At 64.3% G+C, this 22216-nt stretch carries 17 protein-coding genes; 13 read left to right on the plus strand and 4 right to left on the minus strand.

Features of this window, described 5'->3' with window-relative positions; translation table 11 throughout:
- Complete coding sequence (locus tag JI75_RS00645) at nt 1-708, plus strand: TetR/AcrR family transcriptional regulator (protein ID WP_039687981.1); 708 nt, start codon at nt 1-3, stop codon at nt 706-708.
- Between the two features lie 186 nt (nt 709-894).
- Nucleotides 895-2109: an LL-diaminopimelate aminotransferase gene (locus tag JI75_RS00650; RefSeq protein ID WP_039687982.1), complete on the plus strand. Its 1215-nt coding sequence runs from the start codon at nt 895-897 to the stop codon at nt 2107-2109.
- A gap of 48 nt (nt 2110-2157) precedes the next feature.
- Here JI75_RS00650 and JI75_RS00655 read toward each other — a convergent pair whose 3' ends face one another.
- Nucleotides 2158-3141 (minus strand): bile acid:sodium symporter family protein, encoded by a 984-nt coding sequence (locus JI75_RS00655; RefSeq protein WP_052241468.1) that lies wholly within the window; start codon nt 3139-3141, stop codon nt 2158-2160.
- A gap of 14 nt (nt 3142-3155) precedes the next feature.
- Entirely contained in the window at nt 3156-4793 is a 1638-nt protein-coding gene (locus JI75_RS00660) for a helix-turn-helix transcriptional regulator (RefSeq protein ID WP_039687983.1), read from the minus strand.
- Nucleotides 4794-5012: 219 nt separating this feature from the next.
- Here JI75_RS00660 and JI75_RS00665 point away from each other — a divergent pair, with 219 nt between their 5' ends.
- From JI75_RS00665 to JI75_RS00685, 5 genes are all read left to right on the plus strand, one after another.
- On the plus strand, nt 5013-7442 hold the full coding sequence (locus tag JI75_RS00665) for a DMSO/selenate family reductase complex A subunit (protein WP_039690198.1): 2430 nt from the start codon (nt 5013-5015) through the stop codon (nt 7440-7442).
- A gap of 11 nt (nt 7443-7453) precedes the next feature.
- Nucleotides 7454-8074: a DMSO/selenate family reductase complex B subunit gene (locus JI75_RS00670; RefSeq protein ID WP_039687984.1), complete on the plus strand. Its 621-nt coding sequence runs from the start codon at nt 7454-7456 to the stop codon at nt 8072-8074.
- Nucleotide 8075: 1 nt separating this feature from the next.
- Nucleotides 8076-8921, plus strand: a complete 846-nt coding sequence (locus tag JI75_RS00675) for a dimethyl sulfoxide reductase anchor subunit family protein (protein WP_039687985.1) — start codon at nt 8076-8078, stop codon at nt 8919-8921.
- A 188-nt stretch (nt 8922-9109) separates the two neighbouring features.
- A complete protein-coding gene (locus JI75_RS00680) occupies nt 9110-9772 on the plus strand; it encodes a molecular chaperone TorD family protein (RefSeq protein WP_052241469.1) in 663 nt (220 codons plus the stop codon).
- A gap of 9 nt (nt 9773-9781) precedes the next feature.
- Complete coding sequence (locus JI75_RS00685; protein ID WP_039687986.1) at nt 9782-10675, plus strand: dimethyl sulfoxide reductase anchor subunit family protein; 894 nt, start codon at nt 9782-9784, stop codon at nt 10673-10675.
- 53 nt (nt 10676-10728) lie between these two features.
- On the opposite strand, the gene JI75_RS00690 is transcribed toward JI75_RS00685, so the two are convergent.
- Nucleotides 10729-12009 (minus strand): O-acetylhomoserine aminocarboxypropyltransferase/cysteine synthase family protein, encoded by a 1281-nt coding sequence (locus tag JI75_RS00690; protein WP_039687987.1) that lies wholly within the window; start codon nt 12007-12009, stop codon nt 10729-10731.
- 350 nt (nt 12010-12359) lie between these two features.
- On the opposite strand from JI75_RS00690, the gene JI75_RS00695 reads away from it, so the two are divergent.
- Nucleotides 12360-12908, plus strand: a complete 549-nt coding sequence (locus JI75_RS00695) for an NAD(P)H-dependent oxidoreductase (RefSeq protein WP_039687989.1) — start codon at nt 12360-12362, stop codon at nt 12906-12908.
- Nucleotides 12909-13172: 264 nt separating this feature from the next.
- Here the strand turns inward: JI75_RS00695 and JI75_RS00705 are convergent, their stop codons facing one another.
- Nucleotides 13173-14822 (minus strand): FAD-dependent oxidoreductase, encoded by a 1650-nt coding sequence (locus JI75_RS00705; RefSeq protein WP_039687993.1) that lies wholly within the window; start codon nt 14820-14822, stop codon nt 13173-13175.
- Nucleotides 14823-15036: 214 nt separating this feature from the next.
- On the opposite strand from JI75_RS00705, the gene JI75_RS00710 reads away from it, so the two are divergent.
- The 5 genes from JI75_RS00710 (at nt 15037) to JI75_RS00730 (ending at nt 22210) form a co-directional block, all read left to right on the plus strand.
- Nucleotides 15037-16521 (plus strand): helix-turn-helix domain-containing protein, encoded by a 1485-nt coding sequence (locus tag JI75_RS00710; RefSeq protein ID WP_039687995.1) that lies wholly within the window; start codon nt 15037-15039, stop codon nt 16519-16521.
- Nucleotides 16522-16608: 87 nt separating this feature from the next.
- The gene (gene dcd / locus JI75_RS00715; protein ID WP_039687997.1) at nt 16609-17163 is read left to right on the plus strand and encodes a dCTP deaminase; all 555 of its coding nucleotides are present in this window, start codon (nt 16609-16611) and stop codon (nt 17161-17163) included.
- 247 nt (nt 17164-17410) lie between these two features.
- Nucleotides 17411-19432: an MDR family MFS transporter gene (locus tag JI75_RS00720; RefSeq protein WP_082019679.1), complete on the plus strand. Its 2022-nt coding sequence runs from the start codon at nt 17411-17413 to the stop codon at nt 19430-19432.
- Between the two features lie 3 nt (nt 19433-19435).
- Complete coding sequence (locus JI75_RS00725; RefSeq protein ID WP_039687999.1) at nt 19436-21616, plus strand: Na+/H+ antiporter; 2181 nt, start codon at nt 19436-19438, stop codon at nt 21614-21616.
- A gap of 162 nt (nt 21617-21778) precedes the next feature.
- Nucleotides 21779-22210 (plus strand): Fur family transcriptional regulator, encoded by a 432-nt coding sequence (locus JI75_RS00730; RefSeq protein WP_039688001.1) that lies wholly within the window; start codon nt 21779-21781, stop codon nt 22208-22210.
- Nucleotides 22211-22216 lie beyond the last annotated feature (6 nt).

Below are 22216 nucleotides of genomic sequence, written 5' to 3' on the forward strand. Positions count from 1 at the left end.
ATGGAGACGAGGGCACGGACCACGGGGCATCGTGCGGGGTTGGACGAGGGCAAGGTGGCGCATGCGGCGCTCGGTTTGACGGCCGAGCGCGGGCTGAACGGTTGGAGCATGCGCGATCTGGCAGCCGAGTTGGATGTCTCCCCGTCGGTTCTGTACCACTACTTCCCGAACCGGGACGCCGTTGCGTCGAGGGTGGTCGAAGAAGTGGGCCGCCTGGTCGAGATGCCCGACCCGCATCTTTCCTGGAAGGAGTGGTACGTCGCGGTGATGGCGAGCCTGCGCCGCGTGCTGCTCGCCCATAACGGCGTGGCCGACCTGCTCCAGATGAACCGGTTCCCCCATTCGCTCGTTCCGCTGATCGAGGTGGGCTTCGCGAAGCTGCACGAGGCGGGGTTCGCCGAGATGACCTCGTTCGCCTATTCGATGATCTGCAATACCGCGCTGGGCGCGATAGCGGGGCGGGACTACCGCTCGTCCAACGAGCGCGGCCGGCGGGTGAGCCTGGATGACGCGGTGAGGGAGCTGGGCCCCTATGCGGAGGAATCCCCCGCCATCGCCGAGCTCGTCGGAACGTTCATGGAGCCGCTTTCCGAACAGGATCGGGCGGATGGCCCCAATGAGATGAGCGATCGGTACTTCGACCTGATCATGCGCTCGATCCTCAACGGGGTCGAACTCACCTTGAAGGGTGGTGGCGTGCGGGCGTAGGCCGGGTCGCGCGCGGTGGGCCGCGGGCGCTGCGGCGGGCGGAACCGCGTCCGACGGGGCTGCGGGCGTGTGCGCATCCGGGTTTCCCCTTCGGAGTTTTCATTGTCGTTCGCAAACGGAAACCTCGGGCGCGGAGGTTCGATATACCATAGGGGCGTCATCGAACCGCACGTGAAAGGACTCTTAATGGCCAGGGTCAACGAGAACTACGCCAAGCTTCCCGGCAGCTACCTGTTCGCCGAAATCGCCCGCCGCACGTCGGCGTACGCCGAGGCGCATCCCGAAGCCAAGCTGATCAAGATGGGTATCGGGGACGTCACCCGCCCGCTGGTGCCCGCCGTGGTCGAGGCGATGCATGCAGCGGTGGACGACCTTGCCACCAGCGAGCGGTTCCACGGCTACGGTCCCGAGCAGGGCTACGATTTCCTGCGCGAGGCCATCGCCCAGCACGATTTCCGCGCGCGCGGCGTCGAGATCGCCGTGGACGAGATCTTCGTGTCCGACGGCGCGAAGAGCGATTGCGGCAATATCGGCGACATCCTGGCGCTGGACAACGTGGTGGCCGTGTGCGACCCGGTGTATCCCGTCTACGTCGACTCCAACGCCATGAGCGGCCGCGCAGGCGACTACGACGCGGAAAACGAGCGCTGGACGGACATCGTCTACATGCCCACGACTGCGGAAAACGGGTTCTGCCCCGAGTTTCCTGCCGAAAAAGCCGACGTCATTTACCTGTGCTCGCCGAACAACCCCACGGGCACGGTGCTCAACCGCGAGCAGCTGTCCGCCTGGGTGGACTACGCCAACGAAAACGGCTCGATCATCATGTTCGACGCCGCGTACGAGCGCTTCATCGTCGAAGAGGGCGTCCCTCACTCCATCTTCGAGATTCCCGGGGCTCGGACCTGCGCGATCGAATTCCGCTCGTTCTCTAAGACCGCCGGCTTCACCGGAGCCCGCTGCGGCTACACGGTGGTGCCCAAGGAGCTCGAGCGCGACGGCCAGAGCCTGAACGCCATGTGGAACCGCCGCCAGACCACCAAGTTCAACGGGGCCTCGTACGTGATCCAGCGCGGGGCGGCTGCGATCTACACGCCCGAGGGCGCTCGTCAGATCGAGGAGACGCTGGAGTACTACCGCAACAACGCCCGCGTGATCAAAGAGGGCCTCGAGGCTGCGGGATTCGAGGTATACGGCGCTGTGAACAGCCCGTATGTGTGGTGCAAGACCCCCGAGGGCGTAGGTTCCTGGGAGTTTTTCACCAAGCTTCTGGAAGAGGCCAACGTCATCACCACGCCCGGCGCCGGATTCGGCCCGCACGGCGAGGGCTACGTTCGCCTCACCGCGTTCGGCGATGCCGATGCGACCGTCGAGGCGGTGGAGCGCATCCGCGCCATGTAATCGGGGCTGCCGTTTATCTGCGGGGAAGCGGGCGTCTGGGCGATGGGCCTAGGCGCCCGCTTCTTCGTTTTCCGAGGCCGTCATGCGTGAGATGATCTTGCCGAAGGTCGCGGCGAGGAGCTGCTGGAACAAGACCCCCGCCATGACGGGGAATATCGTTTCGGCGGGGAAGTACGAGGCGGCGATCACGGACCCTGCGGAGATGTTGCGCATCCCGCATCCGAAAGCGACCGGGGCGAACTCCGCGCTTTTCCGGTGCGTCGCCTTCGCCAAGCCGATTCCGACGACGAACGCCCCTGCGGCGAACAGACCCACGAACACCACGATGGCGGCGAGCTGGGGAGTAGGGTTGCGCACGTAGACGGCGATGCCCGTCGTGTTGACGGTGACGATGAGGGGGATGATCAACCGCGCCAGCGGGGAGAGCTCGAGGGCCAGCTTCCTACCCGCCCAACCGCGCGTCGCCTCGTTCAGCCCGAACCCCGCGAGCGCGGGTATGGCCACCATGAACAGCATGTCGCCGATCATGCCGGCGGCGTTCACTTCGATGGATGCGCCGAGGAGCGCATGGAGCGTGAAGGGGATGGAGAAGGGGCAGATCAGCGTGGAGCCCAGGAGGATCGCCAGGGAGGTGGCCGTGTTGCCGCGGCTAAGTGATACCCACATGACCATAGACGTCGCGACGGGCACCGAGTACTCGAGCACCAAGCCCGCGATGATGTCGCTTTCGCCGCTGAACAGCAGGCTTCCCGCGCCGAAGGCGGCTATCGGCATCACCACATGGGCGAACAGCAGGACCATGATGATCGGCGCGGGGCTGGTGATCGCTTGTTTGAGCTTCGAGAAGCTGATGGTCAGGGAGTTCTGGAAGGTCATGACGGCGAACATGAGGGGAACGAAGGGTCTGAGGCTCCCAAGCTGGTCGGGGAAGGCGATGCCGGCTGCAAGGGATGCCAAGATGACGATCGGCATGTGCCGACCGATGAACCTGCCGATATGCAGCCAGGCGTCGTGTGCCGATTGCGCGTTCATTTCCCGAGGCTTCCCTAACGCGATATGGACTGAGCGAGGTCGATCAGCTCCGATTTCTTATGGATACCCAGTTTGGCGTAAATGCGCCTCGTGTGGGTGCGCACGGTGTTCTCGGACACGAAAAGCTCTTCTGCGATGCGCTTGACGGTCTTTCCGCGGGCGACGGCCTCGGCCACTTCGGTCTCTCGGGCGGAAAGCCCGTAGGCGCGGCGCACCGCGTCCATCTGCTTCGACAGTCGGTCGGTGAAGACGCGCTCGCGATCATCCTCCTCGACGAGCGCGGCGGGTGCGTCCTTCAGGGCTTCTTGCCCGACCTCGTCGGGGGAGGCTTCGGAGGAGGGCTCGTCGATGTCCCAGAGCGCATCGTTTCCGGAGGGGGAGCCTGCCTCCATCGGCGCAGGTTTTCCCTCGGCGGATTCGCGCCTTCCGGTAAGGGCGAGGGCGAGCAGCTCGATGCTGTCGTCGCTGAACGCCTTCGCTATGGTCGTCTTCAGGCTGGTGTGGCACAGGAAATAGACCATGGCCAGGGCGTACACCATCATCAGGGCCAAAAGGATCCGTGCTGGCTGGTAGATGCCCCACAGCTCCACGGCGCTCCCGATGACGAATCCCAGGTCGTGCATGAGGTACACCACGCCGCCCAGCAGGCCGTACACGAAGAAGGGGTGCACGCCCAGATCGCGGCTGATCTGGCCGGTTTGGATCATCATCAGCAGGAGCGCGATCCCGTAGATCGAGTAGAAGACCGCCGAGAGCCACTGCGTGTAGGCGGCGGGCAGAAACGGCATCAGGACGAGGGAGGTGAGCGCGGCGGGCACGAGCGCGCGGAAGATGGCGAGCGGGTTGAACTTGACGTCGCGCGAGCGCCATATCGCCAGGATGGAGCAGGCCGCAGCAAGCAGGGCGACCATCGACAGGATGTTCACGTACGAGCCCATCTCTGGCTGCTCGATGGCCGCAGCCCTCATGCAGCCCGTGCAGAACCCCAGCGCAGCCACGCACAGCCCGCTGCGGTACAGGACGCGCAGGGTGTTGCGGTAAACGCGGCGGTTCTTGCGGGGCTCGTCGGCGAACATCGGTTGGGAGAGGTCGATTTCGCGGGAGCATACGACCAGCGCCAGCGCGAACAGGGGCATGAACGCGAACGGGATGAGGTAGACGGTTATCGCGCGGGGGATGAGGTACAGGGCGAAGTAGATGACCGCCGAATACACGGTGCCCATCATGAGGTCGACCACGCCGCGGCTGGTTTCCTTCGCCATGAACAGGCGCTGCCACAGCAGGTAGAAGCCTGCCGACCCCGCACCGAGGCACGCGCCCCCGACAACCAGCAGGGGCATCCTGAGATCGGCGAAGTACATCGCGCCGATGATCAGGGCCCATCCCAAGAAGTAGGGGACGCCGGCCCCGGCGACGAGGGGTCGCGCGGTGATGGAGGGGGCGAAGTAGGACAGCCCGGACACGAAGAAGAACGTGGCGAAGAAGGTGGTGGCCTGGGCGAGGAAGAACCAGAACAGCAGCGCGTTCGATTGCATGTCGAAGGGGAGGAACGGGAAGACGCCGCCCCATATGCCCGCCGCGTTGGTCGCCATGAACATGGCGTAGGCGAGTGCGGTTATGTTCGGCTTCATCAGAAGCTGCAGTGTCTTCATGGCTTTCCTCTCGAAGGCTTAGGCTAAGGGGAAACGGCGCTCAGTTCAAGGTTGAAAACGGGGATGCGACGGGACGCTTGCGGCGCGGGCGCGTTCCATATGCGGGGAACCAGGGCATGTTACACTCTCTGACCTCGCAATTCACATGATTTATGTGACACGGGGGAAGACCCGTCTCGATAGGATGAGATCGTGGTTTTCGACGAGAGGGGAGAAAATATGCCACAGCTGAACCAATCGCGCCGTACTTTCGTGAAGTCGGCGGGAGCTCTCGCAGCCGTTGCGGCAGCGGGCGGGGCGGCATCCGCTCTGACCCAGCCGACCGACGCTCTGGGCTCGAAGCAGGAAGATGACCGCATCGCTTGGAGCATGTGCAACGTCAACTGCGGCGGGAACTGCATTTTCCAGTGGCACGTCAAGGACGGCAAGATCGCCTATATGGAGTCCGACAACATCGGCGACAAGGCCTTCCAGGCGCGTGCCTGCCTGCGCGGCCGCTCGATGCGCCGCTGGGTGAACAGCCCCGATCGCCTGCTGTACCCGATGAAGCGCGTCGGCAAGCGCGGCGAGGGGAAGTTCGAGCGCATCAGCTGGGAAGAGGCTATCCAGCTCATCCATGACAAAATCCAGTACACGATAGACAAGTACGGCAACGAGGCCATCTACTTCAACTACGGTACCGGCATGTACTCCACGACGGGCCGCAACCCCAGCAAGCGCCTACTCGGCATGCTGGGCGGTTTCGTCAATCAGCGCTACGACTACTCGACGCACATGATGTCTGCATCCATGCCGTACATGTTCGGCAGCAACAAGGAGAAGGGCAGCGTCTACTCTCCGTACGATAACGTGAACGCATCGTCGTTCAGCGAGGCGGAAGCCCACTCCGACCTTGTCGTCATGTTCGGCAACAGCCCCGCTGACACGCGCATGGGCGGTGCGAACGCGGTTTGGGATTTCGCCCGGGTGAGGGAAGCGATAAAGAGCCGCGGCGGCAAGATCGTCAACATCGACTATCGACTGAACGAGACGTCGGCCGGGCATTCCGATGAGTGGATTCCCATCAGGACGGGCACCGACGCCGCCCTGTGCGCCGCTTTGTGCCACGAGTTCGTGGTGGACGGGAAAACGGACGAGGAGTTCCTTTCGGCGTATTGCGTGGGTTGGGACGAGTCCACGATGCCCGAATCCGCCAAGGGAAAGAGCAAATCGTACAAGGATTACCTGATGGGGGTCGGATACGACAAGATCGAGAAGACCCCGGAGTGGGCCTCCAAGATCACGCAGATCCCCGCGGATCGGATCCGTCAGCTGGCGAAGGATCTGGAAAACGCGAAGGCCCCCTTCGTGTGCCAGGGCTGGGGTCCCCAGCGTCACTCCAACGGAGAGGATACGGCGCGCGCCATCTCCATGGTTCCCATCGCGCTGGGTCAGATCGGCCTGCCCGGAACGAACACGGGTCAGCGAGAGGCCGAGCCGCCGACGTATCTGGTGAGCGCGCTTCCGTTCAAGAACCCGATCAAGACGCAGCTCCCCGTGTACCAGTGGCTGAATGCGATCGATCACGGCAGCAAGATGACGGCCGCTAACGCCGGCATCGGGGGCGCCGAGAAGCTGGGAAGCGACATCAAGCTGCTCATCAGCTATGCGGGCAACTGCTTCACCAACCAGCACGGCGACATCAACAAGGTCCACGAGGTTTTGGCGGACGAGAGCAAGTGCGAGTTCATCCTGGTTTGGGACACCGTTCTGACGGATTCCGGGAAATACGCCGACCTCCTGCTTCCCGATGCGATGCGCGCCGAGCAGCTGAATATGCAGAACCAGGGCTATTCGGAGTACTACACGGGCGTTACCGTTGGAGGCCCTGCTCAGGAGGCTCCCGGCGAATGCCGCACCCACTACGATGCGTGCGCCGACATCGCCGAGACGTTCGGCATACGAGAGCAGTTCACGGAAGGCCGCACTCAGGAAGAATGGATCGAGTTCCTGTACAAGCAGGGTCGCGAGAAGCATCCCGAGATGCCCACCTGGGAAGAGATCCTCGAGCAGGGCGTGTACAAGCGGGAGCTTCCCCCTTCGATCGGCCTGAAGGATTTCCGAGACGACCCGTCGGCGCACCCGCTTGGCACTCCTTCGGGAAAGATCGAAATCTATTCCGAGGCTCTCGACAAGCTCAATGATTCCTGGGAGCTTGCGGAGGGCGAGGAGATCCATGCCATTCCGGTGTTTTGGCCCGGTCCCGACGGATACGGCGAGGTTACCGAGGAATACCCCCTGTACTGCAGCGGGTTCCATTACAAATCGCGCACGCATTCGTCGTTCGGGTTCATAAAGGAGATCGACGAGATGAACCGCCAGCAGGCGTGGATCAATCCCATCGATGCTCGGGAGCGCAACATCGCGAACGGGGACAAGTGCCGCGTCAAGAGCCCGGCCGGAGAGATCGAGATCGAAGCGAAGGTCACGCCCCGAATCATTCCGGGGACGGTGGGAATACCCCAAGGCGCTTGGCATGACGCTGATATGAACGGAGACCGGGTGGACAAGGGAGGCTGCATCAACACGCTTACCAGCTACCGACCCACCCCGCTTGCGAAGGGCAACGGCCCCTCCCATTCGATCATCGTCCAGATTACCAAGGCTTAGGTGAATTCAAGATGACTCAATACGGTTTCTTTTTCGACAGCTCGCGCTGCACGGGCTGCAAGACCTGCGCGTTGGCCTGCAAGGATTACAAGGACCTGTCGGTCGACTTCGCGTACCGGAAAGTGTACGACTACGAGGGCGGGCAATGGGTGGAAGACGCCGACGGCGTTCACGTGAGCTCGATGTTCGCCTACCACGTGTCCGTTTCGTGCAACCATTGCGACAACCCCGCGTGCGCTCATGTGTGCCCGACGGGGGCCATGCACAAAGACCCCGCCACCGGGTTGGTGGATGTGGACGCAGGGAAGTGCATCGGCTGCGGTTACTGCCATATGGCCTGCCCCTATAATTCGCCCAAGGTCGATCGGCAGCTCGGCCGTTCGGTGAAATGCAACGGCTGCGCCGAGCGCGTAGCCGAAGGGAAAAGCCCCATCTGCGTGGAGGCCTGCCCCCTGCGCGCCCTGGAGTTCGGCCCGGTGGAGGAAATGGCGAAGCTGGGAAAGCGCGCCGACATCGCCCCCTTGCCCGAACCGCGCTACACCGATCCCAACCTGTACGTGCTCGAAAGCGACGACGTGCAGCCCGCCGGGACCTTCGACGGCGAAGTCAAGAACATCAAGGAGGTAATGTAGGATGACCGCGATGCTTTCCGAATTGCCTCTGGCAATCTTCACCACGCTCGCTCCTATCGGGGCAGGTGCGTTCATCTCGTTGGCCGCAGCGCAGTGCGCTGGCTCGTTTCCTGGGCAGGATCAGGGGAAACGCGCGCTGAAGCTGATGTGGCTCCCCTTGGCGCTGGTGCTGGCGGGATTCATCGCGTCGGCGTTCCACCTCGCTTCGCCGGGGAATATGCTGCATGTCGCCCAGGGCATCGGGCGCTCCCCGCTGTCGAACGAGGTGGCCGTGGGCGGCCTGTTCTTCGTTGCCGCTGCCGCGTATTGGATCGTCGCCGCGTCGGGTAAGCTCGGCGATGCGGCCCTCAAGGCGTTCGGCATCTTGGTCGGTGCGCTGGGCATTCTGTTCGCGGCGTTTACCGGCCTGGCCTACATGATGGAGACCATCCCCACGTGGAATTCCCCGCTGAACATCGTGGCAATGATCGGGTATGCCCTGGTCGGCGGCGCGGCGTTGGGGGCTATCATGCTGGACGGCGAAGACCGTTCGTTCGCAGGGGTCATAAGCGCCCTCGCGCTGATCGGCTGCGGCCTCGCGTTCATCGGCGTGATCGGCGTCGCGGTGCTGGCTTCCGGCTTGGTGAACCCCACGGCGATCGGAGCCGACCTGGTGTCGCAGGCCCTTCCGCTGATCGTGATCGGCTTGGCCGGGGTCGCCGCGGCATCCGCCCTGTCCGTTCTGGCCGTCCGTTCGGGCAAGCCTTCGGCGGCGTACGCGGCCCTGCTGTGCGCTGCGGGAGGCGTTCTGGTCGCCCGTCTCGCCTTCTACGCGCTGCAGATGTCGGTGGGCATCTCGCTGATGTAGGTTCTTCGCGCCGCACCCGGGCGAGGCGCCTGCGCACAGAGGCCGCAGTAGCTGCGATGACTGCGGTGACCTGCGCCCTTCGCGCCGGCAAGCGCCATCGCGGCGGTGCGGGTACAATGCAAGTAGGTCGAAGGTGGCTTGGCGGCTTTCCGTCAGGCCACTTTCATATTGGGAAGGTGGGTGCCACTATGTGCGAGCGGGAAACCAGCGGCTATCGGGCGGGCTTGGATGAAGAGGCCCTGCTCGGCGTTTCGTTCGTGTCCGACTCGCTTGCCCCGTTCTTCATCTTCGAACCGGGTTCGGCCGAAGTCGGGGAGCTCTACGAGGCGTTCGCCGGCCTGGAAGTAAGCGCTGCCGCTGACGAGTGGCCCTTCGTTGCGCGGGAGGATGCGTTAGGCGCCCTTGCCGCGATGCGCGAGGGCGCCGCCGACCGTTTCAGTCTGAACGACGAGTTCAGGCGCCTGTTCGTAGGGCCCCAGTCGAAGGTCGCCCCTCCGTGGGGGTCGGTGTACACCGACAGGGACGGGGCGCTGTTCGGCCGCACTACCGGCGAGCTTCGCGCGTGGCTGCGGGAGCATGGCGCGGTCGTGGCCGTTGAGCCGAATATGCCGGAAGACCATTTCGGGCGCATGCTTGCGGCGCTGTCCCGCCTCGCCTCCGATCGCCCTGCGTGCTTGGGCGAGTTTTTGGGGCAGCATCTGCTGCCGTGGTCGCCGAGGTTCCTAGGCAGGTTGGAGGAAGGTGCGACGAGCGGCTTTTTCAAGGGGCTGGCTGGGATCACCCGCTTGTCTCTCGAGGGAATCGGCCGGGAGCTGCGCATCGAAGTGCGCTCGGTTCGCACGTACCGTTAGGGGTTTCGCATGGGCTACGGTTGGGCAAACGCGATCGAGGAATTCCCGTTGGTGCTGTTCACCACGCTGACGCCGTCTGCGGTGGTGGCGTACCTCATCGTGGCGATCGGAACGCTTTCGCGCGATTTGGGCGGTGCGGACGATCCCGGGCGCGCGCGGTTGCGCAACTCGCTGGTGGTCACGCTGGTCCTGGCGTCCATCGGGCTGATCGCAGCCGCGCTTCATCTGGGAAACCCCGCGAACGCCCTGTACGTGTTCGCGGGCGTGGGGCGTTCTCCCTTGTCGAACGAGGTGCTGGCCGTCATCGCGTTTCTCATGCTGTCGGGCGTGCTTTGGATGCTCCAGTTCTCGGTGAAGCCCCACCGAACCGCGATGGGGCTGCTGTACGCCCTCATCGCGGTGGCGGCTGTCATCGTGATCGCGCTGATCGGGTACGCCTATCATGTTGACACGGTGCTGACCTGGGTGGTGTGGCAGGTACCTGCTTCGATAGCCCTGAACGCCCTGTTGGGAAGCGTTATCGTTGCCGAGTGCGCGCTGAGGTTGTTCGACGTCCGGCCGCCTGGGCCGTTTCGCAGCCCCGCAGCCGTGCGCGCGATGCTGATCGTTGCGGGTGCTGCCTGTTTGGCGGTGCATGCGACGCAGGGCATGGCGTTTCCCGACATGAGGAACGCGTACGGAACGGCGGCTCAGCTGGTTCCCCTGTACTGGTGGGGGCTGGCCGGGTTCGCCGCATTCGAGCTGGCAGCCTCGACAATCGTGGTGCTCGACCTGCGCTCGGGGCCTTCGGGGGCGCTGGGGAAGGCCGGTCCCGTGGTTGCGATCGTCCTCGCGTACGCGGGCATGCTGGTGATGCGCTTCATGTTCTACATGAGCCACCTCACTGTGGGGCTTGGGTTCTAAGCGTCCCAGCGGTATGCCCCCGGAAAGCGTTTACCGGGGGCTGTGGGCGAGCGCTAGACGGTTTCGAGCGCCTGGGCGAGGTCGGCTAGAAGATCGTCGGTTCCCTCGATGCCGCAGGACAGGCGCACCAAGTCGGGCGTGATGCCGCAGGCTTCGAGCTCGGCATCGCTCATCTGGCGGTGCGTCGTGTTCGCGGGGTGCAGCACGCACGAGCGGGAGTCGGCCACGTGCGTTGCGATCGCGGCGATGCTCAGGGCGCTCATGAACTTCTCGGCTGCTTCCCGGCCGCCTTCGAATCCGAAGCTCACCACGCCGCAGCTGCCGTTGGGCAGGTACTTTTCCGCGAGCGCGTGATTCGGATCGCTGGGAAGCCCGCAGTAGCGCACGAAGCGGATCTTCGGATGCTGCTCGAGGAACTCGGCAACCGCCTGGCCGTTTTTGCAGTGCTGGGCCATGCGTACGTGCAGGCTTTCCAAGCTGGAGTTAAGAAACGACGCGTGCTGCGGCGACTGGATGCTGCCCAGGTCGCGCATCAGCTGCGCGGTGGCCTTCGTGATGAAGGCGCCGGCCAGCCCGAACCGCTCGGTGTACACGACGCCGTGGTAGCTTTCGTCGGGCTCGGTGAGGCCGGGGAACTTGTCGCGATGGGCGTTCCAGTCGAACTTCCCGGCATCGATCACGGCGCCGCCCACGGTGGAGGCGTGCCCGTCCATGTACTTGGTGGTCGAGTGGGTGACGATGTCGGCTCCCCACTCGATGGGGCGGCAGTTCACGGGCGTGGCGAACGTGTTGTCCACGATCAGCGGCACGCCGTGGGCGTGGGCGGCCTCGGCGAACAGCTCGATGTCGAGCACGTCGAGCGCCGGGTTCGCGATGGTCTCCCCGAATACGCACTTGGTGTTCTCTTGGAACGCAGCGTCAAGCTGCTCGCGCGTGCAGTGCGGGTCGACGAACGTCGCCGACACCCCCATGCGCGCCATGGTCACTTTGATCAGGTTGTACGTTCCGCCGTAGATAGCGCTGCTGGCGACGATGTGGTCTCCCGCTCCAGCGATGTTGAACAGGGCGAAGAAGTTGGCGGCCTGCCCCGAGCTGGTCAGCATTCCTGCCGAGCCGCCTTCGAGCTGGGTGATCTTGGCGGCCACGGCATCGTTGGTGGGGTTTGCCAGGCGCGTGTAGAAATACCCGGCCTCGGCCAGGTCGAACAGCTTGGCCATATGCTCGGATGTGTCGTACTTCCAGGTGGTCGATTGGTACACGGGAACCTGGCGGGGCTGTCCGTTTTCGGGTTGGTATCCGCCCTGCACGCAGGTCGTCTCTATGCTTTGGCTCATGGGGTCTCCTGGTTTCATCGGATCTGACCGTTTCATTATAGGAACCGGCGCGCGCTTCGGCCTCTGCGAATAATCGCACGGCCGTTATCGTAATGGGAGAACGCGAAGGTCGGGGGTGGCTGGCCGCGGAAGGACCCGTCAGCGCGTATGCGGGGCTTTGCCCGGTTGCGGACCGGCGCGCGGCCTCCGGGCCGCCCCGTGAAAGGGCGGTTGCTTTCGGCAAGGTGCCGAATCGGTTGCGGGAACTTAACCTGTTGCCAAGGGATCGGCCTTTCAGGGGCCTGTGCGGCGGGCGAGTGGGCATAATCGGTCGCGTTATCCGAAATCCGACGATCTCCAAAGGAGCATCGATGAACAACGTACTGATCGTTTGCGGTCATCCCGACCTGCGTAATTCCGTGGCCAATAAAACCGTTCTCGAAGAGGCGCAGCGCCTCGTTGCAGGGGCCGTCCTCGACCCCGTCGCCGATTTGTACCCCGACGGCGCGATCGATGTGGCGGCCGAGCAGGAGAAGCTCTTGAAAGCCGACGTCGTCGTGCTCCAGTATCCGCTGTACTGGTACGGTATGCCCTCGGCTCTTCAGCGATGGCTGGAGGCGGTGTTCCAGCACGGCTTCTCGCACGGCCGCACGGGCGACAAGCTGCGGGGTAAGAAGCTGGTGGCGTCGTTTACCATGGCTGCCCCCGAATCCCAGTGCGAGGCGCAGGGGTTCACGCTCGATCAGCTGGTCGACACCCAGAAGCGCATCGCGCGCTATGCCGGCATGCAGTGGGCGGGATTTGTCGCCACGGGCGGCATCTTCCATCTTCCCGGAGGCGACGATGCCACGCTCGAGCAGGCCAAGGCCCTGGGAGCCGACCATGCGGCGCGCTTGGCGCGGTTGGTTGAGGCGCTGTAGCCTTTGTTTTCCCGTGCGCACGAACCGCGTCGGGCGATTGCGTCTCGGTTGTCCGGGACCGACGGGGTTTTGCCGCAGACGAGAGGGGCGCCTTCCCGCGTGAGCTCTGCGGGCTTCCCATGCACCTGCGGCAAAGCGCCCCGGCCCCTCCTTCAGGCGGAGGGACCGGGGCTGTAGGGAAGGGGCCGCCGGGGCCATGGGAAGAGGGCCCGGCGGTGGAAGGGCTGCCGTTTGCGGGCGGTCGGACCTTTGTCTTGCGGGCCCTTACTTCGAGCCCAGAGCCTGTCCCACCACGTAGCCTTGGGTGTAGTTGTGTCCCAGGTTGATCCCGTACACGGTGAGGGGGTAGTCGATGCCCCCGTAGAAGCCTCCCGACACGTTGCCGATGGCGTAGAGCCCCTCGATGGCCTTTCCTTCGGGGGTGACGCACTGCAGGTCGTCGTTCACGCGCACGCCGCCCGAGGCGATGGAGCTCATGCGCACGTGGCGATGGGTGCCGTAGTAAGGCGGCGTGTCGATCTTCTTCAGGTACTTCGAGGGAAGCCCGAAGTCGACGTCCGAGCCGCCGTCGCACAGCTCGTTGAAGCGCTTGACCGTCTCGACGAACTTAGCGGTGTCGGTGACCTCGAGCTTCTTGGCGAGCTCTTCGAGGGTGTCGGCCTTGAACGTGCCGATGAAGCTCTCCAGAACGCCCTTGCGCTCGATCTTCTCTTCGGGCATCCAGTTCTTCAGCTCTTCGGGGTCGACCAGCTTGCCGGGGAACTCCGCTGCCTTGGTCATGTACTCGCTGTCGTAGACCTCGACGTAGTTGCCCTGGTCTTCCTCGCTTTGCAGGTAGCAGTTCATAAGCGACATCTCGGTGGTCTCGCGGCAGAAGCGCTCGCCGTTGAGCTTCATGCGCAGGAAGGGCATGTCGCACATCGATGCGGGGCCGGCGTCGAAGTCGTGCAGCATCTTGGTGTGCGCGATGTTCTCCATGCAGCCGCCCGCCCACACGACCATCTTCTGGCCGTCGCCGGTGCGCCCGGACTGCTTGGGGCCCATATGGCGCATGTCGGGCAGGTAGTAGTTCAGCATGTCGGTGTCGTTCTGGTAGTCACCGGTTGCCACGACCACGCCGTTTTTGGCGTTGAACTGGGTATAGGTCTTGCCGCTTTTAGCGAGGACCCCGGTTACCCTGCCGCTGTCGTCGACGACCAGCTGCTCGGCGGCGCAGCTGTAGAAGATCTCGACCCCGGCCTTCTCGGCCACGGTGCACAGGGCGATCATGCCGTCTCCCACGGTGTAGGGCTTGGGTCCGAAATACGAGGTGATGAACGACAGGTTGTAGCCGAACTTCGCCAGCATGGGCTTGTGCTGGAGGTTCCCCTGGTCGATGACCTGGGCCCCTCCCTCGGCGGAGCGCTCGATGACCCACTTCACGGCCTCGCCCGACTTCTCGGCCCACATCTGCAGGAGCTTGCGGTTGGGACGGTGCTGCGACTCGCGCATCATGAGGTCGATGAGGCTGGCGATGTCGGCCGGGTCGCTGTTTGCCAGGTCGATGCCCGAGCCCGAGTTGCCGTAGGCCGAGGCGGTGGGCTCTTTCTGGATCAGCGCGACCTTCGCGCCCTTCTCGGCGGCGGCCAGGGCGCAGGGCACGCCGGGCGCGCCGGCGCCGATCACGACCACGTCGTAGTCCTTGGTTTCCTTGATGTCGGTGATCGCCGCGGGCTTCTCGAAGAAGCTGGGAAGCCCGGTGCGGTCGTGTCCGGCTGCGGCGGTTTTCTCCGTCGAAGCGCCGCTCGAAGCGCTCTTCGATCCGCTGCCTGCGGATTTGGGACTGCATCCGGCCAACGCCCCGGCACCGGCGACGCCTGCGGCCGCGATGCCGCCGAACTTGAATAAGTCGCGCCTGCTGATTCCCTCTGACATGCTGCGTTCCTCCTTCGGATGCCCGGCTACTTCCTCCCCTTCGCCGGGCGCTTGGTGGGAAAACCATACGGCGCCGGTTCGCGATCGTCTTTCCCCCACGCGGGTTTTCAGGGGGGTATTTGCATCACCCCATGGCAATCACCCCCTCCCGACGTGCGCGAACGCTTACGAAAAAGTACAATGGTTCGGGCAAGGGCGAAGGGGGAGCGGTTCGATGGGCAAGCATATGGCGGAGGTTTTGGATCCGGATCTGCTGATCTCGCTCCCCTCATCGGAAGGCGCGCGCCTTCCGGGAAGCCGCCTGTTCGATAGGATTCCCTACGTGCCTCTGGCGTTCGTGGGGCTTGGTCTGTATCGGGCGTGGATCGAGCTCGTGTTCGTCGGCTCGTTCGTGAAGTTCCCGTTCGAAGCGTTCGCGGGACACGATGTGTACGACTTCGCCATGATCGTCGTGCTTATTTTGGGGGCCGTGTTTCACCGTGCGCTCGAGCCGCTTATCGAACGCGGCGCCGCGTTCGCGGCGACGGCGGCGACCATGGTGTCGAGCACCTGTTTGGCGTGGCTGAGCGTAGCGGCCCCGTCGCTTGCCGCGTCGGTCGCCTTTCCGGCTACGGTGCTGGGCGGCATCGGAACGGCTTTCATCATCCTTCTTTGGTCCGAGCTGTACGGGTGCCTCAGCCCGTTTCGCGTGGGCCTGTACTACTGCGCGTCCATCATCGTGGCGGCCTTCGTCATCTATTTCTGCCGTGGCCTGGCCTATCCGTGGCTGTTCGGCACATCGGCCCTGCTTCCGCTGATATCGCTGGTGCTGCTGGCGATCGGGTCCATGTCGCTTACGCCGGACGAGCGCAACCACGTGTCGCCGCGCTCGTTCTCGTTTCCCTGGAAGCCGACCCTGCTCATGGCGGTGTACGCGTTCGCGTTCAGCCTGCGCGAGCAAAGCCAGTACGCAAGCTCGTTCGGGCCCCATTCGGCGTTCGGGACGCTGTTCATGGGCGTCCTCCTGTTCGTCATGATCCATCGGCAGGGGAGAGACTTCCAGTTCGCCACGCTGTACCGCTTCGCGCTTCCGCTCATGACCGGTGCGTTTCTGGTGCTACCCGCGTTCGGCTGGTTCAATACCCAGGTGTCCGATTTCTGCGCGATGGCAAGCTATACGGCGTTTTCCGTGCTCATCATGATGCTCATGGCCTCGATGTCGTACCGCTACGGCATCTCGGCGCTGTGGCTGTTCGGCATCGAGCGCGGCGTGCGGGCGGCGGTGTCGCTCGTCGGGCGCCAGGCTTCGGAGGGCATCATGTCGCTTAGTGGCGGATCCGATGCGTACGGCCTGGTGATCGGCTCTATCACCGTGGCGATGGTGGTGGTGGGTACGGTGCTGTTCATGAGCGAGAAGGACTTCTTCGCACGGTGGGGCGTGTCGTTCAAAGACGACGAGCCCGAGCCCGACGAGTCGGCCGACCATCTGGAAGAACGCGCCCGTTCGGAAGAGATCGCCCAGCGCTACGGCCTGTCGCCCCGCGAAGTCGAGGTGGCCCAGCTCTTGGCGGTGGGAAAGACCGGCCCCCAGGTGCAAAGCGAGCTTTTCATCTCGAAAGACACGGTGAAGACGCATGTCAAGCACATCTATCGGAAAATGGGGATCCATTCCCGCGACGAGCTGATCGAACGCTGGTCGGACGGCGCGCCCATCGGGTGAATCGCCGCCTTGCCAAGCTCGGTTTGCTGGTAGACTGCGGGTAAAACCGCGCGGGCGGTACGCCCGCCGCACGACGAAAGGCTTTCCATGGTTCTCTCCGATCGCGACATCAAAGCCGAGATCGCCGCCGGGCGCATCGGCATCGATCCGCTCGTTCCCGAAAACATCCAGCCGGCATCGGTCGATGTGCGCCTGGGTTCGAACTTCCGCATCTTCCGCAACTCGTCCCATGCGTTCATCGACCCCCTTACCGATCAGCCCGGCCTGACCGAGGAGATCGAAGTCGAAGAGGGAGGGACGTTCATCCTCCAGCCGGGGCAGTTCGCCTTGGGCACGACGTTCGAGTGCGTTTCCGTACCCGACGATATCCTGGGAAAACTCGAGGGGAAAAGCTCGCTTGGACGCATGGGGCTCATGATCCATTCCACCGCCGGCTACGTCGACCCCGGTTGGGTGGGCGAGATCACGCTCGAGCTCTCCAACGTGGCGACGCTGCCCATCGTCCTGCATCCCGGGATGCGCATCGGGCAGATGTCGTTCGAGCGCATGAGTTCGCCGGTCGAGCGCCCGTATGGGAGCGAGGGGCTGGGAAGTCACTATCAGGGCCAGCGCGGCGCGTCTCCCGCTCATAAACTGTCCTAAGAATTGAGGCCCGCCCGTCTCGGGAGCCGCTCGGGGTGGGCGAGTGCGCTTGCGATCCCCATCCTGGGTCGGCCTTGCCCGTGCGGCCGCGTGAACCGAGCGGACGCGCGGAGGGCTTTTTCAAGGGCAAGGAAACCGTTCGTTGTCCGAGTTCTAGAGACTTTTTGATCCGCTTCGCATAAGGCCGTACCATAGGACGGCTGCGCTCGCATCGGGCGCAGCTCGTTTTTTGTTTCGGAGGGGTGCGATGTTCGGACTTGATAGAAGACAATCGGTGATGCTGACCGTTTTGCTGGCCGGCGCTTTCCTGGTGGTGCTGAACGCCACTATGATCTCGCCCGCTTTGCCGGCGATCATGGCGCAGATGGGCGTTCCCGCTACCACGGCTCAGTGGCTTGCGAGCGGATACGCGCTCATCGAGGCCGCCATCATTCCCCTGAACGCGTTCCTCATCGGGCGTTTCTCTACGCGCAAGCTGTTCATCGGCGGAATGGGCCTGTTTTCGGTGGGTGCGTTGGTGGCGGGGACCTCCCCGGTGTTTCCCGTGCTGCTTGCGGGGCGCCTCCTGCAGGCCGCCGGCACGGGCATCGTGATGCCCATGGTGATGACGCTCATCGTGACGATGATCCCGCGCGAGCGCCGTGGGAGCGCCATGGGGATGATGGGTCTGATCATCAGTTTCGCTCCGGCCATCGGGCCCTCGCTTTCGGGCGTGCTGGTCGATACCGCGGGATGGCATTCCCTGTTCCTGGTGTCGGCCGCGCTGGGTGCCTGCCTGGTGGCCGCGTCGTTCTTCGTTTTGGAGAACCGCGACGGGTTCGAGCGGTCCGACCTCGACCTTCCCAGTGTCCCGCTTCTGTTGGCGGGCATCCTCAGCTTGCTTTACGGCGTCGCGACGTCCACGTCGGCGCAGAACAAGGTTGAGCCGATCGCCCTCATCGTCCTCGGCGCGGCGCTTCTCGCGTTTTTCGCCTGGAGGCAGACCAGGCTGGAACACCCCCTTTTGCGCGTCCAGGTTCTGAGGACGCGGCGCTTCCGCACGGCCGTTTTGCTGATGGCCCTTCTCCAGGCGACTCTCATAGGATCGGAGATCGCGCTTCCCCTGTTCGTTCAGCAGGCTTTGGGTCAGTCTGCGACCGTCTCGGGGCTGCTGATGCTGCCCGGCGCGGTTCTGGGCGCGCTGAGCGGGTTTTTCGCCGGAGGGCTGTTCGACCGCATCGGGATCCGCAAGCCGGTGCTGGTGGGAGCCGCCGGCCTGGCCATCGGGGCGGCCGGCGTGCTCTCGTTCTCGATGACCATTCCCATCTGGCAGGTCGCGGTGGTCTACACCCTCATCTTCATCGGCATCCAGTTTTTGGCCACCCCGCTTAACACCTGGGGCATCAACGCGCTTTCTCCCGCCGAGATCCCCCATGGCAACGCGCTGTCGGCCACGACGGGGCAGATCGGCTCGTCGGTGGGCACGGCGTTTATGTCCAGCCTCGTGGCGCTGGGCTCCGTGTTCGTCGTCCAGGGGGCGACCGCCGCCGAAACCACGTTCGCCGGGGTCCATATCGCCTTCACCGGCATGGCGGTGATGTTGCTGCTGATCGTGGGTGGAATCGTGTCGTTTGTGCGCCTCACCGATGCGGAGAAGCGCGCTGAAGACGAGGCCCGCGCGGTTGCGGCGGTCGCGCCTGCGGGCGTGGCGGGCGTCGATCGCGGATGGGTGGTGGCCGACATCATGAATGCGAAACCCCAGACGGTGCGCGAGGGGGCGACGGTGGGCGACGCCATCCAGGCCATGCGCGTCGCAGAGACCGTGGGCGTTCCCGTGGTGGATGGCGAGGGCCGACCGGTGGGCTACATCTCCGACGGCGACGTGCTGCGCTACCTTGCGCGGATGAGCGGGTCGTACTCGGACGGCATGAGTCTGTACCGTATCATGGACAACGAGGGCTTCTCCGAGCGCCTCAAGGCGCTTCTGGCGCTGGATGTGAGCCGCCTTGCCAGCACGCGCATCCTTTCGGTCGATGCCGACGTCGACATCGAGGAGGGGTATCGCCGTCTGGCATCGAAGCGCGTGAAGAAGCTCATCGTCACCCATAACGGCCGCCTGGTGGGGACTTTCTCCCGCCGCAACGTGCTGAACTCCCTGCGCGTCGTCGAGCGGGCGATGCAGTCCGGCGCCTCCGATCCCGAGGCCCGCGAACGGATCGCGGCCGAGATACTGCGGGCCGACAGGCTCGTCGCCCGAGAGCGCGAGGAGTCGCAAGCGAAGGAAGGCTAGCCCATGGAGCTGTTCGAACTCGTTTTGATCCTTCTGGCCAGCGTTATCGCCTCTGCGGTGCTGGACCAGTTCGTGTCGCGCGCGTCGCTTCCGCTGATACAGATCGCCGTCGGGGTGGCGGTCGCCCTCGCCGTTCCGTCCGCGCGCGAGATCTCCATCGAGTCCGAGTTGTTCCTGGTCCTGTTCATCGCGCCCCTCCTGTTCAACGAGGCGCGCGAGTCGAACCGCCGCGCGTTGTCTGCCCACAAGTGGCCCATCATGTCGCTTGCCATCGCGCTCGTGCTGGTCACCGTCCTTATCGTGGGGTTCACCCTGAACCTTCTGGTGCCCTCTATCCCGCTCGCCGCAGCGTTCGCCCTGGCGGCTGCGCTGGGCCCCACGGACGCGGCGGCAGTGGCTGCGCTCGGTTCGACGGTGAAGCTCAGCGGGCGGCAGGAGACGCTGCTGTCGGGCGAATCGCTTATCAACGACGCTTCGGGTGTGGTGTCGTTCCAGTTCGCGGTTGCGGCGGCGGTGACGGGCGCCTTCTCGGCGGTCGATGCGGCCGAGTCCTTCGCGTGGCTGTTCTTCGGCGGCATCGCCGCCGGCCTTGCCATCGGACTGTCCGCGCGCATCGTCATGACGCTCCTGCTTCGCCGGGGGTACGTGTCCACCACCGTGCACGTTCTCTACGAGGTGTTCTCCCCGTTCGCGATCTTCATAGCTGCCGAATCGATGCACGTGAGCGGGATCCTGGCGGTGGTGGCTGCCGGTTTGGTGATGGTGCATGCCGGACCCCGCCTGTCCTCGTCCGACGACGCTCGCCGCCAGCTGGTGTCCAAGAGCTTCTGGGAGGTCATCGTCTTCCTCATCAACGGCGTGCTGTTCGTGATGCTGGGCATGCAGCTGCCCCTTGCGGTTGCTCCCACCATACAAAACGATATCTCGCTGGTGTTTCTGCTGGGCCTCGTGGCGTTGATCACGTTTTTGATCCTGCTGATCCGCTTCGTATGGGTGTGCGTGATGGAGCTCGTCCACCGCGACGCCCTTACTGGGAAGCGCGGTTGGGACGATCCTCGAAGGGCGTTGTCCGACGCCCTCGTCACCACTGTGGCGGGCCCCAAGGGGGCCGTTACGCTGTCTATCATCCTGACGCTTCCGGTAGCGGTCGCCTCGGGCGATCCGTTTCCCCAGCGCGACCTGATGGTGTTCCTCGCCTCGGCCACCATCCTGCTCACCCTTCTCGTTGCGGACAACGTGCTTCCCCTGGTCGCTCCCAAAAACGAGGGTGGAGCGGTGGACGCCGAGGAGCTGAGGGCCGCGCGCATCAAGGTTCTCAAGGCCACGGTGCGCGAGCTCGAGGGCCATATGCGCGAGCACTCCCACCCCGAATACGAACCCGCGACGCGCCTTGCCGTGGCGCGCTATCGGGCGCGGCTCAACCGCGAGCGGTACACGGCGGGCGCATCGCGGGAGAGGGCGATGGCTTTGCAGCTGGGCGTGCTTGCGGCGCAGCGGCGTCGGGCCGACGAGCTCCAGCGAGATGCCGAGAGCATTCCGCTGGCGGTTCGCGCGTCGTTTTTCTACGTGGTTCGCGCGGTGAGGTCGTCTTTGGGCTACATGCGGGCGGGGGCGAAGGTGGGCGCCAGCTTCCGCTCGTGGCGCGGGAAGCTACTGTTTGCCGCGCACCACCTGGACCTGCGGCCGATCGCCGACGAACGCTCCGAGCGCGTGTACTACGACGCCATCCTGTTCTGCATCGAACTGGAAAGGGCCGCTATCGCGTATTTGGGCGACGTCGTCTCCTCGCATTGCGGCGAGGAGCGCTCCCAGGTGCGCGTGTTCGAGCGCGACGGCAGTTTCGCCCAGGTCAGCGAGGCTTCTATTGCCGAGATGATGCTGGAGGAGCACGAATGGTACCTCCGCTCGCTGTCGGAGCGCGTGAGCTTCGGCCAGGAAAGCGTTCGGGAGGGCGCGTTCGCGTTCGAGCCGGGCGTCCACGACTCCATGCCCGCAGACATGCTGCCGTCCATGAGGGCCCAGTTCCGCCTGGCCCGCGAGTACGCCGACGAGGTGGACGCGGCGGCGCTGTCCATCGAACTCGATTTCATCCGCCGCCTGGTTCACGATAATCAGATCGGCGAAGACGTGGCCAGAAAGATGCGCGAGGACGTCTACGTTTTGCAGTTCTCGCTTCACGAATAGTGCGGTAGGGAAGGGATGGAGCCTGCTTGAGCGCGTGTGCGGGCCGCGTTCCTTTCGATACACTGTGATCGCCTTTAACGGAGGCTGCGTTTCTTCTATTGACATGAAGAAACGCGGTTCTATGATAAGAATCGGAATTCGTTTTCAGTTTGGATCGCAACGATGGAACGTAGGCGCACGTACGATACGAGGCAGAAGCGGTTGGTTCGCTCGGTGCTCGTTCAGGCTCCCGACCGGTATTTCTCGGTCGACGAGGCGCATTTCAGCCTCATGGAGGCAGGCGAGTCGGTGGGTAGGACCACGGTGTACCGCGCGCTCGAGGCCCTGGCCGACGACGGTTTCGCGGTGAAGGTGTTCGGCCCGGCCGGCGGCGAGTCGCGTTATCGGCTCGCGCCCCAGGCTTCTCGCGCTTCGGGCCAGCTTCTCTGCCTTGTCTGCGGTCGCGCGCTTCCCCTCGATTGCGGCATGCTGGACGACTTCGCCCAGCACGTGCAGAGCCACCACGGTTTCGAGATCGATACGTCTCGCACGGTTCTGTACGGGCGGTGCTCGGACTGCCGAAGTCGACAGCCCGATTCTTCGGTCGAGCGTTAAAGGAGG

The sequence above is a fragment of the Berryella intestinalis genome, from assembly GCF_000814825.1.
In the GTDB taxonomy this organism is placed as follows: domain Bacteria; phylum Actinomycetota; class Coriobacteriia; order Coriobacteriales; family Eggerthellaceae; genus Berryella; species Berryella intestinalis.